Origin of the sequence: Mycetocola tolaasinivorans, assembly GCF_003667565.1 — a bacterium.
In the GTDB taxonomy this organism is placed as follows: domain Bacteria; phylum Actinomycetota; class Actinomycetes; order Actinomycetales; family Microbacteriaceae; genus Mycetocola; species Mycetocola tolaasinivorans.
Genome location: NZ_RCUX01000006.1, coordinates 121,662 through 139,321 on the forward strand (window position 1 = coordinate 121,662; position 17,660 = coordinate 139,321).

19 protein-coding genes are annotated in these 17,660 nt (G+C 66.2%); 7 read left to right on the plus strand and 12 right to left on the minus strand.

Features of this window, described 5'->3' with window-relative positions:
- Positions 1-32: 32 nt before the first annotated feature.
- The 3 genes from D9V32_RS08940 to D9V32_RS08950 are packed head-to-tail and all read right to left on the minus strand — an operon-like array spanning position 33 to position 3,339.
- The gene (locus tag D9V32_RS08940; protein WP_121648563.1) at positions 33-1,061 is read right to left on the minus strand and encodes a Gfo/Idh/MocA family protein; all 1,029 of its coding nucleotides are present in this window, start codon (positions 1,059-1,061) and stop codon (positions 33-35) included.
- Entirely contained in the window at positions 1,058-2,269 is a 1,212-nt protein-coding gene (locus tag D9V32_RS08945; protein ID WP_121648564.1) for a Gfo/Idh/MocA family protein, read from the minus strand. Before D9V32_RS08945 ends, D9V32_RS08940 begins: the two co-directional genes overlap by 4 nt.
- Positions 2,266-3,339 carry a zinc-binding dehydrogenase gene (locus D9V32_RS08950; RefSeq protein ID WP_183086252.1) on the minus strand — a complete coding sequence of 358 codons (1,074 nt, stop codon included), beginning with the start codon at positions 3,337-3,339 and terminating at the stop codon, positions 2,266-2,268. Before D9V32_RS08950 ends, D9V32_RS08945 begins: the two co-directional genes overlap by 4 nt.
- A 158-nt stretch (positions 3,340-3,497) precedes the next feature.
- Between D9V32_RS08950 and D9V32_RS08955 the strand changes: the two genes are divergently transcribed.
- From D9V32_RS08955 to D9V32_RS08970, 4 genes are all read left to right on the plus strand, one after another.
- On the plus strand, positions 3,498-4,451 hold the full coding sequence (locus D9V32_RS08955) for a sugar phosphate isomerase/epimerase family protein (RefSeq protein WP_220700680.1): 954 nt from the start codon (positions 3,498-3,500) through the stop codon (positions 4,449-4,451).
- Positions 4,452-4,521: 70 nt separating this feature from the next.
- A complete protein-coding gene (locus D9V32_RS08960) occupies positions 4,522-5,250 on the plus strand; it encodes an orotidine 5'-phosphate decarboxylase / HUMPS family protein (protein ID WP_220700681.1) in 729 nt (242 codons plus the stop codon).
- Positions 5,247-5,627, plus strand: coding sequence for a VOC family protein (locus D9V32_RS08965; RefSeq protein WP_121648567.1), 381 nt, complete (start codon positions 5,247-5,249; stop codon positions 5,625-5,627). Before D9V32_RS08960 ends, D9V32_RS08965 begins: the two co-directional genes overlap by 4 nt.
- Positions 5,624-6,637: a sugar phosphate isomerase/epimerase family protein gene (locus D9V32_RS08970; RefSeq protein WP_121648568.1), complete on the plus strand. Its 1,014-nt coding sequence runs from the start codon at positions 5,624-5,626 to the stop codon at positions 6,635-6,637. The genes D9V32_RS08965 and D9V32_RS08970 overlap by 4 nt, the downstream gene beginning before the upstream one ends.
- Before the next feature lie 71 nt (positions 6,638-6,708).
- Here D9V32_RS08970 and D9V32_RS08975 read toward each other — a convergent pair whose 3' ends face one another.
- The 8 genes from D9V32_RS08975 to D9V32_RS09010 all read right to left on the minus strand — a co-directional run bounded on the left by D9V32_RS08975 (position 6,709) and on the right by D9V32_RS09010 (position 15,195).
- Positions 6,709-8,133, minus strand: a complete 1,425-nt coding sequence (locus D9V32_RS08975) for an aldehyde dehydrogenase family protein (RefSeq protein WP_121648569.1) — start codon at positions 8,131-8,133, stop codon at positions 6,709-6,711.
- Positions 8,130-9,227 (minus strand): tartrate dehydrogenase, encoded by a 1,098-nt coding sequence (locus D9V32_RS08980; RefSeq protein WP_121648570.1) that lies wholly within the window; start codon positions 9,225-9,227, stop codon positions 8,130-8,132. The genes D9V32_RS08975 and D9V32_RS08980 overlap by 4 nt, the downstream gene beginning before the upstream one ends.
- Positions 9,228-9,248: 21 nt before the next feature.
- Positions 9,249-10,067, minus strand: coding sequence for a DeoR/GlpR family DNA-binding transcription regulator (locus D9V32_RS08985; protein WP_121648571.1), 819 nt, complete (start codon positions 10,065-10,067; stop codon positions 9,249-9,251).
- Between the two features lie 29 nt (positions 10,068-10,096).
- Positions 10,097-10,993 carry an aldolase gene (locus D9V32_RS08990; protein ID WP_121648572.1) on the minus strand — a complete coding sequence of 299 codons (897 nt, stop codon included), beginning with the start codon at positions 10,991-10,993 and terminating at the stop codon, positions 10,097-10,099.
- Entirely contained in the window at positions 10,983-11,933 is a 951-nt protein-coding gene (locus D9V32_RS08995) for a carbohydrate kinase family protein (RefSeq protein WP_245982202.1), read from the minus strand. The genes D9V32_RS08990 and D9V32_RS08995 overlap by 11 nt, the downstream gene beginning before the upstream one ends.
- Positions 11,934-11,935: 2 nt before the next feature.
- Complete coding sequence (locus tag D9V32_RS09000; RefSeq protein WP_121648573.1) at positions 11,936-12,778, minus strand: carbohydrate ABC transporter permease; 843 nt, start codon at positions 12,776-12,778, stop codon at positions 11,936-11,938.
- Complete coding sequence (locus D9V32_RS09005; protein ID WP_121648574.1) at positions 12,771-13,799, minus strand: carbohydrate ABC transporter permease; 1,029 nt, start codon at positions 13,797-13,799, stop codon at positions 12,771-12,773. Before D9V32_RS09005 ends, D9V32_RS09000 begins: the two co-directional genes overlap by 8 nt.
- Before the next feature lie 91 nt (positions 13,800-13,890).
- Complete coding sequence (locus D9V32_RS09010) at positions 13,891-15,195, minus strand: ABC transporter substrate-binding protein (RefSeq protein WP_121648575.1); 1,305 nt, start codon at positions 15,193-15,195, stop codon at positions 13,891-13,893.
- Positions 15,196-15,444: 249 nt separating this feature from the next.
- Between D9V32_RS09010 and D9V32_RS09015 the strand changes: the two genes are divergently transcribed.
- The 3 genes from D9V32_RS09015 to D9V32_RS09025 are packed head-to-tail and all read left to right on the plus strand — an operon-like array spanning position 15,445 to position 17,109.
- A complete protein-coding gene (locus D9V32_RS09015) occupies positions 15,445-16,107 on the plus strand; it encodes an HAD family hydrolase (protein ID WP_121648576.1) in 663 nt (220 codons plus the stop codon).
- A 52-nt stretch (positions 16,108-16,159) separates the two neighbouring features.
- Entirely contained in the window at positions 16,160-16,870 is a 711-nt protein-coding gene (locus D9V32_RS09020; RefSeq protein WP_121648577.1) for a TetR/AcrR family transcriptional regulator, read from the plus strand.
- Positions 16,867-17,109 carry a putative acetyltransferase gene (locus D9V32_RS09025; protein WP_121648578.1) on the plus strand — a complete coding sequence of 81 codons (243 nt, stop codon included), beginning with the start codon at positions 16,867-16,869 and terminating at the stop codon, positions 17,107-17,109. Before D9V32_RS09020 ends, D9V32_RS09025 begins: the two co-directional genes overlap by 4 nt.
- Positions 17,110-17,130: 21 nt before the next feature.
- On the opposite strand, the gene D9V32_RS09030 is transcribed toward D9V32_RS09025, so the two are convergent.
- Positions 17,131-17,640: a hypothetical protein gene (locus D9V32_RS09030; protein ID WP_121648579.1), complete on the minus strand. Its 510-nt coding sequence runs from the start codon at positions 17,638-17,640 to the stop codon at positions 17,131-17,133.
- Positions 17,641-17,660 lie beyond the last annotated feature (20 nt).

Below are 17,660 nucleotides of genomic sequence, written 5' to 3' on the forward strand. Positions count from 1 at the left end.
GACGCACCCGGAGGTTTTGTGTGTGCCCATCGCTATCCGCGGTGCAGGGCCTCGAGGATCTCAATGCCCACGAGTGAGTCGGCCGGATCCACCGGAACCGGACCGAGACCGTGGAAGGCATCGGCGACGCCGGCATAGAATTCCACAAAACGCCCGTTCTCGGTGGGGATGATCGTGAAATCATCATCGGTTCCGAGGCGTCCGTATGCCGACTCGGCGTCCCGCCCGAACTCGGCGTCCCGCGGCGTGAGACCGAGCGCGAGCTGCGACTCCTGCGGATCGAGCCCCCACTTCGTGAAGCCGCCCTCGGTGCCCAGAACGCGGAACCGGAAGCCGCGCTGAGCAACCAGGCTGCTCATCGAGAGGTGTGAGCGCACACCGTTCTCGTGGGTGAGTGCGATGAAGGTGTCATCATCGTTGCCCGCGCCCGGATTGCGGGTATCCAGCTCGCCCACAAACGAGGCAACCGGCCCAAACAGTTGGACGGCCTGATCGATGAGGTGCGTCCCGAGGTCGTAACCAACGCCGCCGCCGTCGATGCCCGCGGTGCCGCTCTTCCACTCCGGGCGCGGGCGACGGCTCCGCCACTCAAATCGGGATTCGAAGCGGTACACCTCGCCCAGGGCACCGCTCTCGATGAGTCGGCGCACGGTGAGGAAGTCACCGTCCCAGCGACGGTTCTGGAACACCGTGAGGAGTGCGCCGGTGCGGGCGGCGATGCCGATGAGTTCGCGCCCCTCCTCGGCTCGCACCGCGAACGGCTTGTCGACCACCACGCCCACCCCTGCCTCCAGCGCGCGGCGGGCCAGCGGCACGTGCGTGGGGGTGGGGGAGGCGAGCACGATCAGGTCGATCTCCGAGAGATCCGCAAACAGGTCTTCCGGGCTCGCGACAACCCGGGCCGCCGGGTAGCGTTCGAGGGCGCGCGTGGCGCGCTCGGGGTTCGCGGTCACGATGGTGTGGATACTCAGGCGATCATTGGCCGAGATCAGGGGTGCATGAAACACCGAGCCGGAGAGGCCGTACCCGATGATCGCGACCCGGATGGGCGCGCCGCTCATGCGCGAATCTCCGCGATCCGCTCGCCCACTTCTCCGCCCACGTTAATGCCCACGCGCTCAGCATAGGCCGCCACGATGCGCTGGCAGGTGAGGATATCCGCGCGTCCGTCCGCGAGGCCGGAGAGCGGTGCCACTCCGTGCCGAACCATGTTGTGGAACGCCTCCAGCTGGGTTTCAAACGCCTCGGTGATGTCGCGGCGCACCTCCCGCTTTTCGGTGGTGCCATCAAGCGCGGTGATCGTTAGCTCGGTGGGCGCGTGCATCAGGTACGGAGAGGGGAAGGTGAGCTCGATGCTGCCTCGGCCATGCACCACCCGGACGGTCTCGCGATAGGCCGGGAAGTCTGGCAGGTACTGCCAGCCGAGGCTCACCCGCCCGCCACCCGCGAGCGGTCCGATCGCCAGGATCGAGGGTGGGTGCTCCCCGAAGGACTTGCGGTCGCGGCCCACGTCACGCACCGCGTGGGCGGAAGACTGACGCCAGATGTCGGCGTGATCAATGGTGGTTGCGGGAGCCCCGAAGGAGCGCAGGATCGAGAGATCGTGCGCGAGGCTTGCGACGAGAGAGCCGCGGTAGGAGCGCCAGACGGCATCCTCCGCGTCACCCACGGCGGCGGCCCAGAGGCGCCGATCCTCGGCATCCGCGGCGGCCAGCGCCGCGTCGGGGAGCGGGGTTGCCGAACCCTGTACGTGCGCAAAAGCGAGCTGTGAGGCACCCGTGGGATGCAGCACCATGGCCTCGATGCTGCGCACATCGTCAATGTCACGCAGCAGGCGGGCGGCCTCAAGAACCGCGGGGTCGTACTGCTTCATGTACGCGAGCAGGATGGCGGGGTGGCCGAGATCCGGTTCGCGCGCGATCATCTCGTCCACCTCGGCGAGCGTGAACGCCAGCGGCTTTTCGCAGAACACCGCGAGTCGATGATCAAAGGCCTCCAGGACGGCTTCGGCGTGGGAGCCTCGGGAGAGGATCATCACGGCGTCCAGGTCGGCGTGGGCGAGCATGTCCGCATAGCTGGAGTAGCGGTGTTCCGCGGGCACCCCGAAGCGCTCGCCGATGCGGGTCGTGAGGTCGGTGGAGAGATCACAGATTCCGGCGATGGTCACCAGGTCGGGGCGCTTAGACATCAGCGGCAGATGCACGGCCTGGGCTACGGCACCGAGGCCCAGTACGCCGATGCGAACCGGAGCAGCGGGGGAGTGGTTCATGCGGAGACCTCCTCATTTTCAAGCCCGAAGGGCATACGGAGTACGGATTTGATGTTGTCTCCGCGCTGCATGGCGGAGAATGCCTCGGTCCACTCCTCGATCGGGTAGACGCCGCCGAGCACCAGGTCGGTGCGCAGCTTTCCCTCCCCGAACAGTCGGAGGACGTTTTCCCATGTGCTCCAGGTGTGGGAGTAGCAGCCGTACAGCGTGACGGCCTTCTTGACGAGCGGGTCGAGGGTGAAGCCCAGCGGCTGCGGCCCCCATCCGACCTTGGCGATGGCTCCGCCGGGACGGACGAGCTCCATGCTCTGCTGTAGGGCGGGGCTCACGCCGGTGGCGTCCACTACGAGGTCGGCACCAAAGCCGTCGTGCAGGGTGGCGATGAGCTCCGCCGGGTTTTCCTGGGAGATATTGACCACGTGGGTGGCACCGAGTTCGCGGGCGATCTGCAGACGGTGAGTGTCGACATCGGTTCCGAGGATCACGGTGGTGGCAGCGCCGCTGAGGATCGCCACCTGGAGTGCGAGGATGCCGATGGCTCCGGCGCCCTGAATGACCACGAGATTGCCGGGGGAGACTCGGGCTCGCTCGACTACCGCGTTATAGGCCACCGCGAAGGGTTCGGTCATGGCGGCGGTCGTGAAGCTCACGCCCGCGGGGATGCGGTGCAAAACCCGGGGTTCGGCGATCAGGTACTCGGCCATGGCTCCGTCACGCTTGAGGCCATAGCCCTCGCGGTGCGGGCAGAGGTTGTAGCGTCCGCTCAGACACAGGGCGCACTCGCCACAGATGCTCGCGGCGGTTTCGCAGACGACTCGGTCGCCGATGTTCCAGCCCTCAACGCCCGCGCCGATGGCATCGATGATGCCCGCGGACTCGTGTCCGAGGGTGACCGGAAGGGTGCCCTTCGAGCTGGCGCTCTGTGAGTTATGCCACATGTGGATGTCTGATCCGCACACCCCAACGGTGTGCACGCGTACCCGAACGGTCCCGGCCTCGGGAGTGGGTACCGGCCGCTCCCGGATCTCCACCGCATCCTGCTCCCAGGCGTATTTAACCAGCGCCTTCATCGGCGTTTCCTTCCGCTCGTGTTTCGTCATTGAAACGGCCCGTCGGTGGGCCGCGATAGTCGGCAATTCGTTAACATTCTAACCATTATTTGTGGCGTAACGATCAACTTTGAGTGATAGTGTTCTAAATATCACGAAATTTCAATGAGGAGACACCCGTGAGAATCTCAGCTTTCCCCAAAGGCGACCTGGGCGCAATCGTTCAGACCCGCACAAAGTCCGTATACGAGTGGATCACCGAGGCGCAGACCCTCGGGGTTGACGGTTTGGAGCTCCACACCGGCTTTCTTCCCAATACCGCCCCCGAGCACGTACGCCGCCTCGGCGACGCGATTGCCACCGCCGGATTCGAGGCGCCCATGATGTGCGCCTCCCCGGACTTCACCCACCCGGATGCCGATCAGCGCCGCCGAGAGATCGACGCTCACGCCGACTATATGCGCGTCACCCGCGAGATCGGTGGTGCGGGTGCCACCTGCCGCGTCCTGAGCGGGCAGGCCCACCCCGGAGTCTCCCGCGCGCAGGGGATCGACTGGGCGGCCGAAGCCATCACCGAGCTGCTGCCCCTCGCCCGCGAGCTCGACATCGTGCTCGCGATCGAGAACCACTACAAGGCGAGCACCTGGGCGTACCCTGAGTTTGCCCAGCGCCCCGATGTTTTCCTCGACCTGGTGGAGCGCATCCCGGACCGCGTGAACTTCGGTGTTCAGTTTGACCCCTCGAACGCCCTGGTGGCCGGGGTAGACGCCGCCGACTTCCTCGAGATCGTGATTGACCGCGTGGTCACCATGCAGGCATCGGACCGCTTCCTCGCCCCCGGCGCGAACCTCGAGGACCTCCGCCAGGCAGATGGCACGATTGGCTACTCGCCCGATCTCAAGCACGGCGTCATCGGTGAGGGCCTGAACAACTACGATCGCATCTTTGCGACGCTCGCGAGCAACGGCTATGACGGCTGGATCAGCATCGAGGACGGGGTGAACGGCCTCGACGAGATGCGTGCCTCGGCCGATTTCCTCCGTGACGCCCGCGATCGCTGGTTTGGTGGCTCCACCGCCGTCCACGTGCGTGCCCACGAGGCCGCGCGGCAGGCTCTCGAATTCATCGACTAGGCGCTTTCCGCCACCCCCGGGCACCCGCCCGCTATCCGCTCCGTCACCACACCCAACGAAGGGACCCCCTGTGACCACCTCCATTCGCGGCCTCGCCCGCACCGACCTGACCCACGGCATCGTTCAGGTTTCGCTCGACCTCAAGACACTGCCCGATGCCCTGCGCATGGCCACCATCGCCGTGGAAGCCGGGGCCGACTGGCTCGAAATCGGCACCCCACTCGTGATGTCCGTGGGCACCGACGCCGTGCGTGCGCTGCGCCGAGAGTTCCCGAACCACCCCCTGATCGCCGACCTCAAGATCATGGACGGCGGCTACGGTGAGGCCGCCATGTACGCCGAGGCCGGCGCGGACGCCGTGGTCGTGATGGGCCGTGCCCACGATGCCACGGTGCAGCGCGTTTGCCAGGCCGGTGAAGACTTCGGTCTGCTCGTCATGGGTGACGATATGGGTGCTTCCGATCGGATCGCGGAGGCCGCGCGGCTCGAGGCACTGGGTGTCGGCATGGTGCTGCACCACATCGGGCACGATCACCGCAGCATGCACCCCGAGCTGGGGCTCTCCCCGCTGACCGACCTGGCGGGGATCGTGGCCGCCACCACCGTGCCGATTCAGGCCGTGGGCGGGCTCTCCATTGACCAGGCCGTGAGCTGCCCCACCGTGGGTGCGGGTGTCGTGGTGTTTGGTGCCCCGCTCGCCATCGATGACGAGACCTCGTTTACGATCCCCGAGGGCGATATGCCCCGGGTGCTCGGCGAGGCCATCGCCCGCGTTCACGCAACCCCGGTGGCCCGATGAGTGTGACCTTCGCTCGGCTCCATCACGCCACCTTCACCCACCCCGTGGGGGCGGAGGACGAGGCGCGTGCCTTCTACTCCGGCATCCTCGGTCTGGCAGAGGTGCCCAAGCCCGCGACGATGCGCCCGATCGGGTGCTGGTTCCGCACCGACGGCATCGAGATTCACGGGCTCCCGGACCCGGACTTTACCCCGCACACGGTGGGGCATCCGGCCATCCTGGTGGACAACCTGGACGAGCTGATGCGTCGCCTCGATGCGCACGGTGTGGCCTACACCGAGGATGACCGTTTCCCGGGGCACCGCCGATTCCACACCGCGGATGCCTTCGGAAACACCCTGGAGTTTCTGCAGGCCGAGAACGAGGAGCAGCGATGACGCACCCGGTGACCCTTTTTACCGCCCAGTGGGCAGACCTTCCCTTCGAGGAGGTGGCACGTCTCGCGTCCGAGTGGGGGTACGACGGGCTTGAGATCGCGTGCAAAACGCAGCACCTCGACGTGGACCGTGCGTTGGAGGACGAGGAGTATCTGAACTCCCGTCGCGACATTCTGGATCGCTACGGGCTCGGAGTCTGGGCCCTCTCCAACCACGCACAGGGCCAGGTGATCTGCGATGATCCGCTGGACTTCCGACACGAGGGCATCGTGGGGCCGCGCACCTGGGGTGACGGGGACACCGACGGCGTGCGTGCGCGCGCTAGCGAGCAGATGAAGCGCACCGCCCGGGTGGCACGAAAGCTCGGAGTGGATACCGTTACCGGCTTCACCGGATCGAAGATCTGGCGCTACCTGGCGATGTACCCACCCGTGCCGGCCGCGGTGATTGACGACGGCTACCAGGACTTCGCCGACCGGTGGAATCCCATCATGGACGTCTTCGATGGCGAGGGCGTGCGCTTTGCCCTTGAGGTGCACCCCAGCGAGATCGCCTACGACTACTGGACCACCAAGCGCACGCTGGAGGCCATTGATCACCGCGGTGCCTTTGGCCTGAACTGGGACCCCAGCCACATGATGTGGCAGGACGTGGACCCGGTGACATTCATCCTCGATTTTGCCGATCGGATCTACCACGTGGACTGCAAGGACACCGTGATCCGACCCCGGGATGGGCGCGGGGGACGCCTGGGGTCGCACCTGGCCTGGGGCGATCAGCGCCGCCCCTGGGACTTTGTCTCGGCGGGGCACGGGGACGTTCCGTTTGAGCGTGCCTTCCGAGCGCTCGATTCGATCGGCTACACCGGCCCGATCTCCATCGAGTGGGAGGACTCCGGGATGAGCCGGCTCCACGGGGCCCCCGAGGCGCTCGCGCACGTGCGATCGCTGCTCTGGGAGCGGCCCACGGCAGCCTTCGACTCGGTGTTCACCCAGCGCGAGAGCGACTAGGCGCGCACGTATAGACACACACGAGCGGGGCGGTGAGGAAATCTCCTCACCGCCCCGCTCGTGTGTGTGCCCTAGGGCTTGAACACCACGAGCTTGTGCTGCACGAGCTCGTGGATCGCGTACTTCACGCCCTCGGTGCCCTGGCCCGAGCCCTTGACCCCGCCATAGGGCATCTGGTCGGCGCGGAACGAGGGTGGCATGTTGATCAGAACGCTGCCGGCCTCGGCGGTGCGCGCGTAGTGCATCGCCTCGGCCAGGTCCGCCGTGTAGAGCGCGGTGTTCAGCCCGTACTCCGAGGCGTTGACCCGGGAGATACCCTCGGCCACATCCGTGACGGCAATCACGCTGAGCACGGGTCCGAAGGCCTCCTCGCAGACGATGGCCGCGCTGTCCGGGGCATCCGCGAGGAGGGTCGGAGTGAGCACCCCGGCGCGCACCTCACCGCCCACCAGCACGCGGGCACCCTCGGTAACCGCGCGGGTAATGCTCTCGTGTAGGCCGTCGGTGGCAGCGGGAGTGATCATCGGGCCCACGAGGGTCTCCTCTCGGTAAGGGTCACCCACCGGTGCCGCCGCGAAGCGGGTCTGAAGCTCCGCGACCAGCTGATCATAGCGCTCCCTGACGACGTACAGCCGCTGCAGTGAGACACAGGCCTGACCGGAGTTCGACAGCGCCGCGGTGACCGCGTCAGCGGCCGCACGGGGCACATCGGCGCTCGCCCCCACCACCATCGCGGTGTTGGAACCGAGCTCCAGGACGTGCAGCTTGCGCGGCGAGCGTGCCTTGAGCTCCCACCCGACCCTGCTCGATCCGGTGAAGGTGATCACGGCCACCCGATCATCGGCGATCCACTCATCCACGATGGTTCCCGCCGAGCCGGTGACGAGATTGACCCGACCGGCGGGGAGTCCCGCCTCGGTCAGTACCTCGATCAGGGCACCGGCAACCAGCACCGCCTTATCGGAGGGTTTGAGCACCACGGCGCAGCCCGCCGCGAGGGCCGGTGCCACCTTGTGCAGCACCAGGTTTAGCGGGAAGTTGAACGGCGTAATCGCGGCCACGATGCCGCGTGGTTCGGCGAGGGTGAAGGCCATGGTGCCCGCCCCGGCGGCGGTGGCATCCAGGGCAACCGTCTCGGTGGGAAGGCGTCGCGCCTCCTCGGCCGCCCAGCCGAGGGTTTCCACCGCGCGTCCCACCTCGCCGCGGGCCGCCGTGATCGGCTTGCCCGTTTCGGCGGTGATGAGCGTGGCAAACTCCTCCGCGCGGGCGGCGATTCCGGCCGCGGTGCGGGCAAGAATTGCCGCGCGCTCGGGCACCGGTAGCGGGGTGTCGAGTGCCCGAGCCGCAGCATCCACGGCGGCTCCGGCCTGCCCGGCTCCGGCAATCGCGACGGAACCGATTTCCGTCCCGTTCCAACGATCGAGCACCGGTCGCGACGATGCCCCGGCGACCCACTCGCCGTCCAGGAACAGCAGCTGATCTCGGCGCGCGCTCATCGGGTGCCTCCGCTGATGACCTCGGGCTCGCTAAAGCGAGCTGCCAGGGCGCGAATCTGCGAGATGACCTCGGCGGTCATCTGTTCGGTGGTTGCGGTACCGCCGAGGTCGCGGGTGCGCACGCCCGCGGCGAGGGCCGCTTCAAACGCCGCCTCGAGGTGGGCGGCCGCCCGCGGCGCCCCCAGCTGGTTCAACATCATCGCACCGCTCCAGATCTGACCAATCGGATTTGCGATGCCCTTCCCCGCAATGTCCGGGGCCGAGCCGTGTACCGGCTCAAACATCGACGGATGCCTTCCCTCGGGGTTGAGGTTTGCGCTCGGCGAGAGCCCAATGGAGCCCGCCACGGCACCGGCCAGGTCCGAAAGAATGTCCCCAAACAGGTTTGAGGCCACGATCACGTCGTAGTCCCAGGGGTGCAGGACGAGGCTGGCGGAGAGCGCATCGATCAGCTCGCTGCGCAGGGTCAGGCCCGGGTACTCGGCAAGTGTCTCGGCCACAATCTCATCCCAGAACGGCATCGAGTGGATGATGCCGTTGCTCTTGGTGGCCGAGGTGACCCGGCCGCTGCGGGTGGTGGCGAGCTCCGCGGCAAACCGCGCCGCACGGCTCACCCCGTGGCGGGTGAACAGGGCCTGCTGCATTGCGGCCTCCTGCGGCAGCCCGCGATAGGCACGGCCACCCACCTCCGAGTACTCGCCCTCGTTGTTCTCGCGGACCAGCACGAGGTCGATCGGCCGCTCATCGCGCAGTACCGAGGGAACCCCGGGAAGGGTGCGCACGGGGCGCAGGTTGATGTACTGCTCAAACTCCCGACGAATCGGGATCAGCAGTCCCCACAGTGTCTCCACATCGGGGATATCGGGTACCCCCACGGCACCTAGGAAAATGGCCGAGTGGGTACTCAGGGTTTCCAGGCCGTCAACCGGGAGCATCCGGCCGGTGGCGCGGAAGTGATCCGAGCCCCAGTCGAGGTGGTTCCAGTCCAGGCTCAGATCGTGGATCTGGGCGATCTCATCCAGGCAGCTAATCGCTGCGGGCATGACCTCGGTGCCGATGCCGTCCCCGGCAATTACGGCGATAGTGTGTTTCACGTTTTCCTCCGCGCATGGCGCTTAATCCTGTGCTGCCGGAACACCGGCAGATACCGTGACGACGTCAATCTCGTGGCTCTCGAGCATGCGCGCGTAGTCCTCCGAGAGGCCGTCGTCGATGATGATGCGATCGATCTCGCCCCAGTCGCAGATCTTGACCATGGCCGAGATCTCAAACTTCGAGGAGTCGGCGAGCAGCACAACGCGCTCGGCAACCTCGATCAGGGCGCGCTTGGTGATCGCGTCGAAACCGTTTCCGCAGAAGGCACCGCGCTCGCTCAGGCCACTCGCGGCCAGAAACAGCGTGCCGATCTGCAGGTTGGAGATGGCGGCCAGGGTGGCCGGACCATCAAAGGAGAGTGATTCCGGGTGCAGGGTGCCGCCGAGGCAGATGACCTCCGCACCGGCGTTGCCGATCATGGCGGAAATCACCGGGAACGAGTGTGTGACGACCTGCAGGTTGCGGTCGGTGGGCAGCAGCGCGGCCATTTCCTTCGTGGTGGTCCCGGCATCGATCGCGATGACCGAGTCCTGCTCCACCATCTGCAGTGCACGTTCGGCGATGGCCGTCTTGGCCGCGCCCATCTTCAGGTCGCGGAACTGGAAGTCACTGCCCTTGAGGTCGCTGCGGGTCAGGGATCCCACACCGCCGCGGAAGCCGCGAACCCGGCCCTGCTCGCTCAGGCGTAACACGTCACGCCGGATCGTCATCTCGGAGACCGCGAACGCCCGCGAGAGCTCGGCGATCGTGCAGTAGCCCTGTTCGGAGATGAACTGGACTAACCGATCACGACGTTCGGGTGCCGAGGTGTAGCGGAAGTTCTCTTCGATCTGCGACATGATTTGCTCACTTTCCTATTGCGAAGACTCTAGGCCCCAATCGCGTCGGCAACGATGTCCGTCAACTCCTGCAGGCGGCGTGTTGACCGATCACGAAGCCCGACGCGCGGGTCGGGGGTGGATACGGTATCGGACCAGATTGCTCGACCGGCCAGGAACCCGCGTGCCCCACCGCGGCAGGCCTCGCGGACCGCATCCGCAAAGTCCTCAAGGGCGACCCCATTCGACAGTACAACCCAGGGGCCGTCCACCGCCGCCGTCACACGCTCAGATTCCTGTCTGACTGCCGAGACATCGCCCGGTACATACCCCGGGACCTCGCCCTTATAGATGCTGCCACCCAGGGCGGAGAGCTCGCGCGCGGCGGCCACGATTGCCTCGTGTCGCTCGGCGTGGCTGGGCCAGTCGCCATCATCATCCGGCCGCACGATACCCTCCACCAGGCTGGCGACGCCCGCGCGCTCGGCGAGATCCACGAAGTCGCGAACCAGCGCGGCGCGCTCCTCGATCCCGCGGCCCGGGTGCCAGATCACCAGGAGCTTGATCGCCACGGCACCCACGTGCTGGATGAAGTCGACGGTGGCCTCGGAGTCGAGGGTGGTGTTGATGACGGCGCGGCCTGCGGGCTGTTCGAGCACGTCGACGGCCAGGATGAGTCCGCGGTCTGACGCCAGGTTCTCGGGGCGATCGGTGGTGACCGCAAACGGACGATCCAGCAGGATCCCGGAGGCGTGGGCGGAGAGAAGCTCGATCGCGTCCGCCTTGAACCCACGCAGTGTCTCGTCGGTCACGGGGGTGCCGTCCGCCTGGGCAGGGAACATGCGACGCAGGGATTCGCGCTGATCCAGGGCGAGCATCGTGTACCCGCCGCTCGGGGACTCCAGGGGTTCCAGGAGGGTCCGGGTCGCGGACTGGTTATCGGTCATGATTCTCCAATTCGATGGTGGTGGAATCGGTCGCGCTCAGGGCAGCGGCCGAGTGAAAATCCGTGGTGGTGGCGAGGAACTCGATGGTGGCTTCACGGGTGGGAATGGCGCTTCGCCCATCCAGTCCGCGGCAGGAGAGGGCGGCGACCGCGTTTGCCCGGCGCGTGGCCTCGCTCAGCGGGAGCCCCTCAACGAGACCCGCTAGGAGGGCACCGTGGAAGACGTCACCCGCGCCCATGGTGGAGGTGATGGCCACCGTGAAACCGGGAACGAGGTGTACCCCTTCCGCATCTCGGACGTAGGCACCGTCGCCGCCGGCGGTCGCGACGGTGTGGGTTGCTCCCGCGGCATGAGCGGCCTGCAACGCCTCGGGAATTTTCCCCGGGAAGCTGCCCAGCAGCGCCGTCTCGGTGGGAGCGTAGAGGCTCACTCCGGTGAGATCGAGATCCGGAATGGGATTGCCCGCGTCGATGCTGAGGTGCGCCGCGCTGGGCCGCGCGAGAAGTGCCGCCCGCACCGGAGCATATCCGGTCTGATCCACGTGGATCCAGGCAGACACGTCGGTGGGAATGTGGGCGGGATCCGGCACCGCCGAGGGGGTGGTGATGATGGTTCGGGTGGGGCTGTCGGCGGGAATGATGATGAGGCTCTCGCAGGTGCGATGACCCGCGCGCACCTCCACCCAGTCCACGTTGACGCCCTCGGCAGCGAGCCCCGAGACCACCCGATGGCCCACGGGGTCATCCCCGACGACACCGCAAAATCCCACCCGGATCCCCTGACGGGCGAGGGCCACCGCCGCCGTTGCCGCCGGGCCCCCTCCGGCATGAACGAAGGGATCGGTGAGAATCCGCTGATCGCGCCCGGGCATGGTCGCCGCCCGCGCAATGGTATCCGCGGTGGCCGAACCCACACACAAAACGTCGAGCAGGGTGCCCACGGCTACTTCACCGCCCCGGCGGTCAGACCGGCAACGAGGTACTTCTGCAGGAACATGAAGCCCACCACGATCGGGACGCTGACTACGAGCGAGGCCGCCATGATCTGGCTCCAGTACACGTTGGTCTCGGTCGCGTATGCCTGTAACCCCACCGAGAGGGTTCTGGTTGTGGAGTTTGTCATCTGCGACGCAAAGAGGATTTCACCCCAGGCGGTCATGAAGGAGTAAATTGCGACGGCGATGATGCCGGGGCGCGCGGCCGGAACGATGATGCGGAACAGTGCACCGATCGCGGTGGTGCCATCCACGCGGGCGGCCTCGTCGAGGTCCCGGGGAATGCCGTTCATATAGCTCGTGAGCATCCAGATGGAGAATGGCAGGGTGAAGGTCAGGTACGTGATGATCAGGCCCGGAAGGGTCTGGTAGAAGAACGTGATGCCCAGCGTCTTGTCGAGGTTCACAAAGATGATGAACAGCGGCAGGAGGAACAGCACTCCGGGGAACATCTGGGTCGACAGGATCACACCCGAGAACGCACCGCGACCACGGAACCGGTAGCGGGACAGGGCATAGGACGAGAAGATCGCGATGATCACGCTGAACAAGGTCGCGGCGAGGCTCACGATGAGGCTGTTGCCAAAGTAGTGGGCCAGCGGCACCGTCTTCCAGATGTCGATGAACGGCTGGAACGTAAGATTTCGCGGCCACCACTGGAAGGCCCCCTGCACATCCACCTCGGGCTTCATGGCCGAGGTGATCATGACGTACAGCGGAACCACGGTGAAAACGACGAGCGGTACGAGGACCACCCAGCGGAAAATACGGAAGGAGATTTGCTCACGCATCGCGGTTCACCTTTCGGTTGATCAGGGCCCAGACCCCGGAGACGAGCACCAGGAAGAGCATCAGCAGAACGGACATTGCCGAACCGAGACCGAAGTTCCAGTTGATGAAGGAACGGCCATAGATATTGATGGTGAGGAGGTTTGCTGAGTCCGGTGGTACCGCGCCAAACAGAACGAAGGGTGTATTGAACTCACGGAATGTCCAGAGGGTCAGCAGGAGAATCAGGACGGCGTTGATCGGCCGCATCATGCCGAATGTGATGTGACGGATCTGCTGCCAGATGCTCGCCCCATCGATCTCGGCGGCCTGGTAGACGTCCTCGGGGATCGACTGCATTCCGGCCATCAGCATCAGGAAGGCGAAGGGCCACTGCTGCCAGATGGCCACAACCACCATCGACCCGAACGCGTTGTCACCGATCAGCCAGAATGGTGCCTCATCGAAGATTCCGAGTCCGTTGACCAGAACCTCGTTGAGCAGGCCGTTGTCGCGCTGCAGGATGAACTTCCAGGTGATGATGCCCGCGTAGGCCGGAAGAGCGTAGGGAATGAGGAAGAGGGTGCGCAGGAGTCCGCGCCCGCGGAAGCTGCGCTGAAGCACCAGGGCGGCGGACATGCCGAAGATAAAGGAAACCCCCACCACCAGAATGGTGAACCCGATGGTGGTGCCAAAGGACTGCAGGAGCTGCTTGCCCTGTGAGGTGTCAAAGCTGAGGGACGCCGAGTAGTTTCCGAGGCCCGCGAACGGCGCCTCGGACCAGTTGGTGATGTAGAACTGGGTGAGCTCGATAAAGCTCATCCAGAATCCCACGATCATGGGGATCACGTGGATCAGGAGCTCCATGATGACGGCGGGCAGGATCAGCAGGTACGGCGTTGCCCGGGTCCAGGTGAACCACCGCTTCTTCGTGGGGCCTCCCGGCTTTCCGGCTGCCGGCCGGGAGCGTTTCGGGGCGGGTGTGTTCGCCCCGCTCCCGGTGCGGGCGGGGCGAGGGGCCTGCCCGACGGTTGATGTTTCCATGGTGTCTCCTAGACCGCGGGGGTACCCCGGGTCGGGTGCTCAGTCGTGGGGAAGGGGCCGGGGTCTCGTTGCCGAGACCCCGGCGGGGGTGCTACTTGGTGGAGCCCATCTTCTGCTCGGCCTCATCGAGGGCCTTGCGCACGGTGTCGGTGGTGATGGTTCCACCGGTGGCGGCCTGTGCGATCAGCGAGACCACAGCGCCGCCTACGTTGGCCTGGAACGCCTGCACACCGGGGACCAGCGGGAGGGGCTTGGAGAAGTCGGTCAGGATCTCGGTCCAGGTGTTGAGCAGCTCGGTGTCCTCGGTGAATCGGCCCTCAACGCCGGTGACCACGGGGAGGGAGGTGTAGGCCTTGTTGAGGATGGCCTGCTCCTCATCGCTGGTGAGGAACTTCACAAACTCGAGAGCGGCGTCGACGTTCTTGCTGCTCTTGAAGATGGAGATGTTGGTGCCGGCGACGAAGCTACCGATCTTGTCGCCCCCCACGGGAGCGGGAATCGGCACGACGCCGTACTGGTCTTCGGTCATGCCGTTCTGGGCGAGCACGTTGCCGGAGGAGGTCTGGGCCATGTACATGGCGGCATCGCCACGGGCGAAGTCCCCGGCCGCCTGAGCGCCCTCGGTGTACTGAGCGACGCTGGGGTTCACGACCTTGTCGGTGGCCAGGAGATCAACGTACTGCTTCACCCCGGCGACCATGCCGTCGGAGGTGAAGGTGGGCTTGCCGGCCTTGTCGAAGGCGGAGCCGCCGTTCTGGGCACCGAAGATGAAGGCCATGTGCATGCTGGCGTTTACGGTGCCACCGGGGATCACAATGCCGTACTTTCCCGTGGAGGCGTCGGTGAGTGCGGTGGCCGCACTCACGAGCTCCTCCCAGGTAGCGGGCGGGGTGAGGCCCTTATCGGCGAAGGCCTTCTTGTTGTAGTACAGGCCGTAGACCTGGCTATAGAGGGGGATCGAGGTGGGGGTTTGTCCCTCGGCACCGGTGGTGGCGAAGGAGCTCTTGATGAAGCGGTCCTTGCCGCCGATCTTGTCGAGTGCGGCGTCATCGAAGGGGAAGAACGCACCGGTGGACTGGAAGGTCACGGCGTTCGTGTTTCCAATGTTGATGACGTCGGGTCCCTGACCGCTGACCGCCGCGGCGAGCGTGTTGTTGGTGAGGTCGGACCACGGGACAACCTCAAGCTTGACCTTGATACCGGTCTGCTTTTCGAACTTCGCAATTTCGGGCTTCAGGATCTCGGCATCGTTGTCGAGGCTGGCACCCTGATTGCTTGCCCAGTACGTGATTGTTTTGACCTCGGCGTCGGTTCCGCCGGGCTCCGAGCTGCAGGAGGTCAGGCTGGCGGCTAGAACGATGGCCGTGATGCCGGCCGTGAGGATTCTGATCTTCATTGAACGTCTCTCCCTAGTAGGTGGCAGGAAAGACGGGTGGTAACGCCTCTCCTTCGAGTGTTGCTTTGAAACAGTACAACATGTTTGATCCCAAACAAACATAATTTGGAAAATATTGTGAACTCTCACTCATTTTTTGATGGTTGCGAGGGAGAAAAGCGGAAATATGTTGTGAAAATGTGTGTTTTGGGGTCTCGGTTGTCGCTTACCGTCATTGAGGCGTGATGCGCCGCCCGATAGGGTGAGGGCATGACGCTGCTGACCCCGATTGCCCTGCGCGGCGTGCTGTTCGATATGGATGGCACCCTCGTGGATTCCACCGAGTTCATCGAGTTCGCCTGGGCGAGCTGGGCCCAGGACTTCGGTGTGGAGACGCCGCCGCTCGAGCGACGCCACGGACGCCCCGCGCGCGACATCATCTCCGAAACCCTTCCGCCGGAGCTCTTCGATCAGGCGTTCGAGCGCCTCGAGTGGTGGGAAACCCGGCCGGATGCCGTGGTCACCGCCCGCCCCGGCGTGCACGAGCTGATCGCTCAGCTTGGCGACATCCCCTGGACGGTCGTGACCTCCGCCACCCGCCCCGTCGCGCTGGCACGCCTGATCGCCGCGGGCATTCCCGTGCCGGACACCATGGTGACCGCGGAGGCCGTGCGCCTCGGCAAGCCCGATCCGGAACCCTTCGTGACCGGAGCCACCCGACTGGGCCTCGATCCGCGCACCTGCTTCGCCGTGGAGGACGCCGAGGCCGGAGTGCGCGCGGCCGTGGGAGCCGGATGCATCACACTGGCCACCACCGGAGACCCGGCAGAACGCGAGCTGCTAGCCCCGCTGGCACACGCCGTGCGCTCGGACCTCGCCGGGGTGTGCATCGAAACCGGCACGGCCGGATTCCGGGTCCACCTGCCCGAGTAGGGTCTCACCCCCATCGCTTTCATTGATGCGTGCTCCGTGTTAGCGTTGATACATGGATCATCGAGCCCGCATTATCGACGTCACCGCGCGTCTGCTCGCCGACTCACCCACCGGCGAGGTCTCCACCCGCGCGGTGGCCGAGGCGGCGGGCGTACAGCAGCCCACCCTCTACCGGCTCTTCGGCGATAAGGACGGCCTGATCGCCGCAACCATCGCCGCCGCCTTCGAGGCCTACCTCGGCGGCAAGCGCGCGGCCGAGCCCGGCCCGGACCCGGTCGCGGACATCCGTGCGGGCTGGGATCGCCACACCGAGTTCGCGCTGGCCCACCCGGCGCTCTACCGTCTCACCCTGCGCGGCGGAACGGACACCCCCGACGGCGCGCTCGCCGAAGCCTACGCCCTCCTGCACGCGCTCGTGCTGCGCGCCGACGCCCTCGGACGCCTCCGCATCGACCCCGAACACGCGACCCGCACCATCATGGCGGCCAACACCGGCATCGCACTGGCCCTCGTCACGCGTCCCGAGGTTCATCCAGACCCCGCGATCTCCGCAATAGTGCGTGATGTCACACTTGCTGGCGTGTGTACCGACGCACCGCTTCCGGGCAGCGATCCGGTCATCGCTGCGGCATCCACCCTCGCCAGTGCGCTCACCGCCGGGCCCGCCGAGGCCGCCGAAACCGGCACCTCCGAGACGGCGGCCCGATTCACCCCCGCCGAGCGCGCGCTCCTCGGCGAATGGCTGGGACGGCTCGGCGCATGATCGGCAACGAGGCCGTCGCATTCCTGCGCACCGTGGGCGAGGGCGACCGCGTCGTCGTGCGCTATCGGCTGCCCGATGGCAGCGCCACCGATGCCCTCGGCTGGTATCTCCGGGCGGACGACACCCACATCGCGATCGCGACCAAGCGGGGCCTCGAAACCGTGGCCTTCGCGACGGTTATCGCGGCCAAGCAGGTGCCACCGCCCCCGCCCCCACGCGAACGCCGCACCCCGGCATAGGGGCCAGCAGTACTCGCGAGCCTATGCGCCCTCGGTGGAGGCGAGTAGCGTGATGCGCTCGGCCAGGTAGGAGTCCAGCGGCAGGGTCGCGGCATCAGAGCCGGGGGCCCAGCGCACGTGCGGGGTCTCTCCCCGAAGAACCAGCACGCCATCGGAGTCCCGCAGTGCGTTTGGCTCGAGATCCACCGGGGTCCAGCCGAGGTTGATCACCGTGCCCGATGCGATCTTCGCGCGCTGGGCAGCCTGGCGATACTCGCGTCTCTGCTCGGCAAGCACCGACTGGTGCCCCGGCCAGCCGGGCTCACTCGCGCGCACAACCTCACCGGTTTCATAGACGTCGCCATCCGGCCCGAGCAGCAGGCTGCCGAGCCGCCATACCTCGCCAATCGGCAGGATGGCCGCGCGACGGGGCACCAGAAGGCGCGTGTGCGCGGGTACAAACTCCGCACGAAGCTCCGGCGCGGTGCCGTGCGCGCGCAGCGCCGCCACCGCGTCCGCGAGAATCGCGGCGGTCTGAGGGTGCGCGCTCATGGGGCCCTTCCGGGGATGGA

What these genes read in the sequence shown, in the direction of transcription:
- D9V32_RS08950 (WP_183086252.1), bottom strand. Translation starts at nt 3,339, where the DNA reads ATGAAGGCGCTGGTTAAATACGCCTGGGAGCAGGATGCGGTGGAGATC.
- D9V32_RS09030 (WP_121648579.1), bottom strand. Translation starts at nt 17,640, where the DNA reads ATGAGCGCGCACCCTCAGACCGCCGCGATTCTCGCGGACGCGGTGGCG.
- D9V32_RS09000 (WP_121648573.1), bottom strand. Translation starts at nt 12,778, where the DNA reads ATGCGTGAGCAAATCTCCTTCCGTATTTTCCGCTGGGTGGTCCTCGTA.
- D9V32_RS08965 (WP_121648567.1), top strand. Translation starts at nt 5,247, where the DNA reads ATGAGTGTGACCTTCGCTCGGCTCCATCACGCCACCTTCACCCACCCC.
- D9V32_RS09005 (WP_121648574.1), bottom strand. Translation starts at nt 13,799, where the DNA reads ATGGAAACATCAACCGTCGGGCAGGCCCCTCGCCCCGCCCGCACCGGG.
- D9V32_RS08945 (WP_121648564.1), bottom strand. Translation starts at nt 2,269, where the DNA reads ATGAACCACTCCCCCGCTGCTCCGGTTCGCATCGGCGTACTGGGCCTC.
- D9V32_RS08940 (WP_121648563.1), bottom strand. Translation starts at nt 1,061, where the DNA reads ATGAGCGGCGCGCCCATCCGGGTCGCGATCATCGGGTACGGCCTCTCC.
- D9V32_RS08975 (WP_121648569.1), bottom strand. Translation starts at nt 8,133, where the DNA reads ATGAGCGCGCGCCGAGATCAGCTGCTGTTCCTGGACGGCGAGTGGGTC.
- D9V32_RS09025 (WP_121648578.1), top strand. Translation starts at nt 16,867, where the DNA reads ATGATCGGCAACGAGGCCGTCGCATTCCTGCGCACCGTGGGCGAGGGC.
- D9V32_RS08990 (WP_121648572.1), bottom strand. Translation starts at nt 10,993, where the DNA reads ATGACCGATAACCAGTCCGCGACCCGGACCCTCCTGGAACCCCTGGAG.
- D9V32_RS09015 (WP_121648576.1), top strand. Translation starts at nt 15,445, where the DNA reads ATGACGCTGCTGACCCCGATTGCCCTGCGCGGCGTGCTGTTCGATATG.
- D9V32_RS09010 (WP_121648575.1), bottom strand. Translation starts at nt 15,195, where the DNA reads ATGAAGATCAGAATCCTCACGGCCGGCATCACGGCCATCGTTCTAGCC.
- D9V32_RS08970 (WP_121648568.1), top strand. Translation starts at nt 5,624, where the DNA reads ATGACGCACCCGGTGACCCTTTTTACCGCCCAGTGGGCAGACCTTCCC.
- D9V32_RS08985 (WP_121648571.1), bottom strand. Translation starts at nt 10,067, where the DNA reads ATGTCGCAGATCGAAGAGAACTTCCGCTACACCTCGGCACCCGAACGT.
- D9V32_RS09020 (WP_121648577.1), top strand. Translation starts at nt 16,160, where the DNA reads ATGGATCATCGAGCCCGCATTATCGACGTCACCGCGCGTCTGCTCGCC.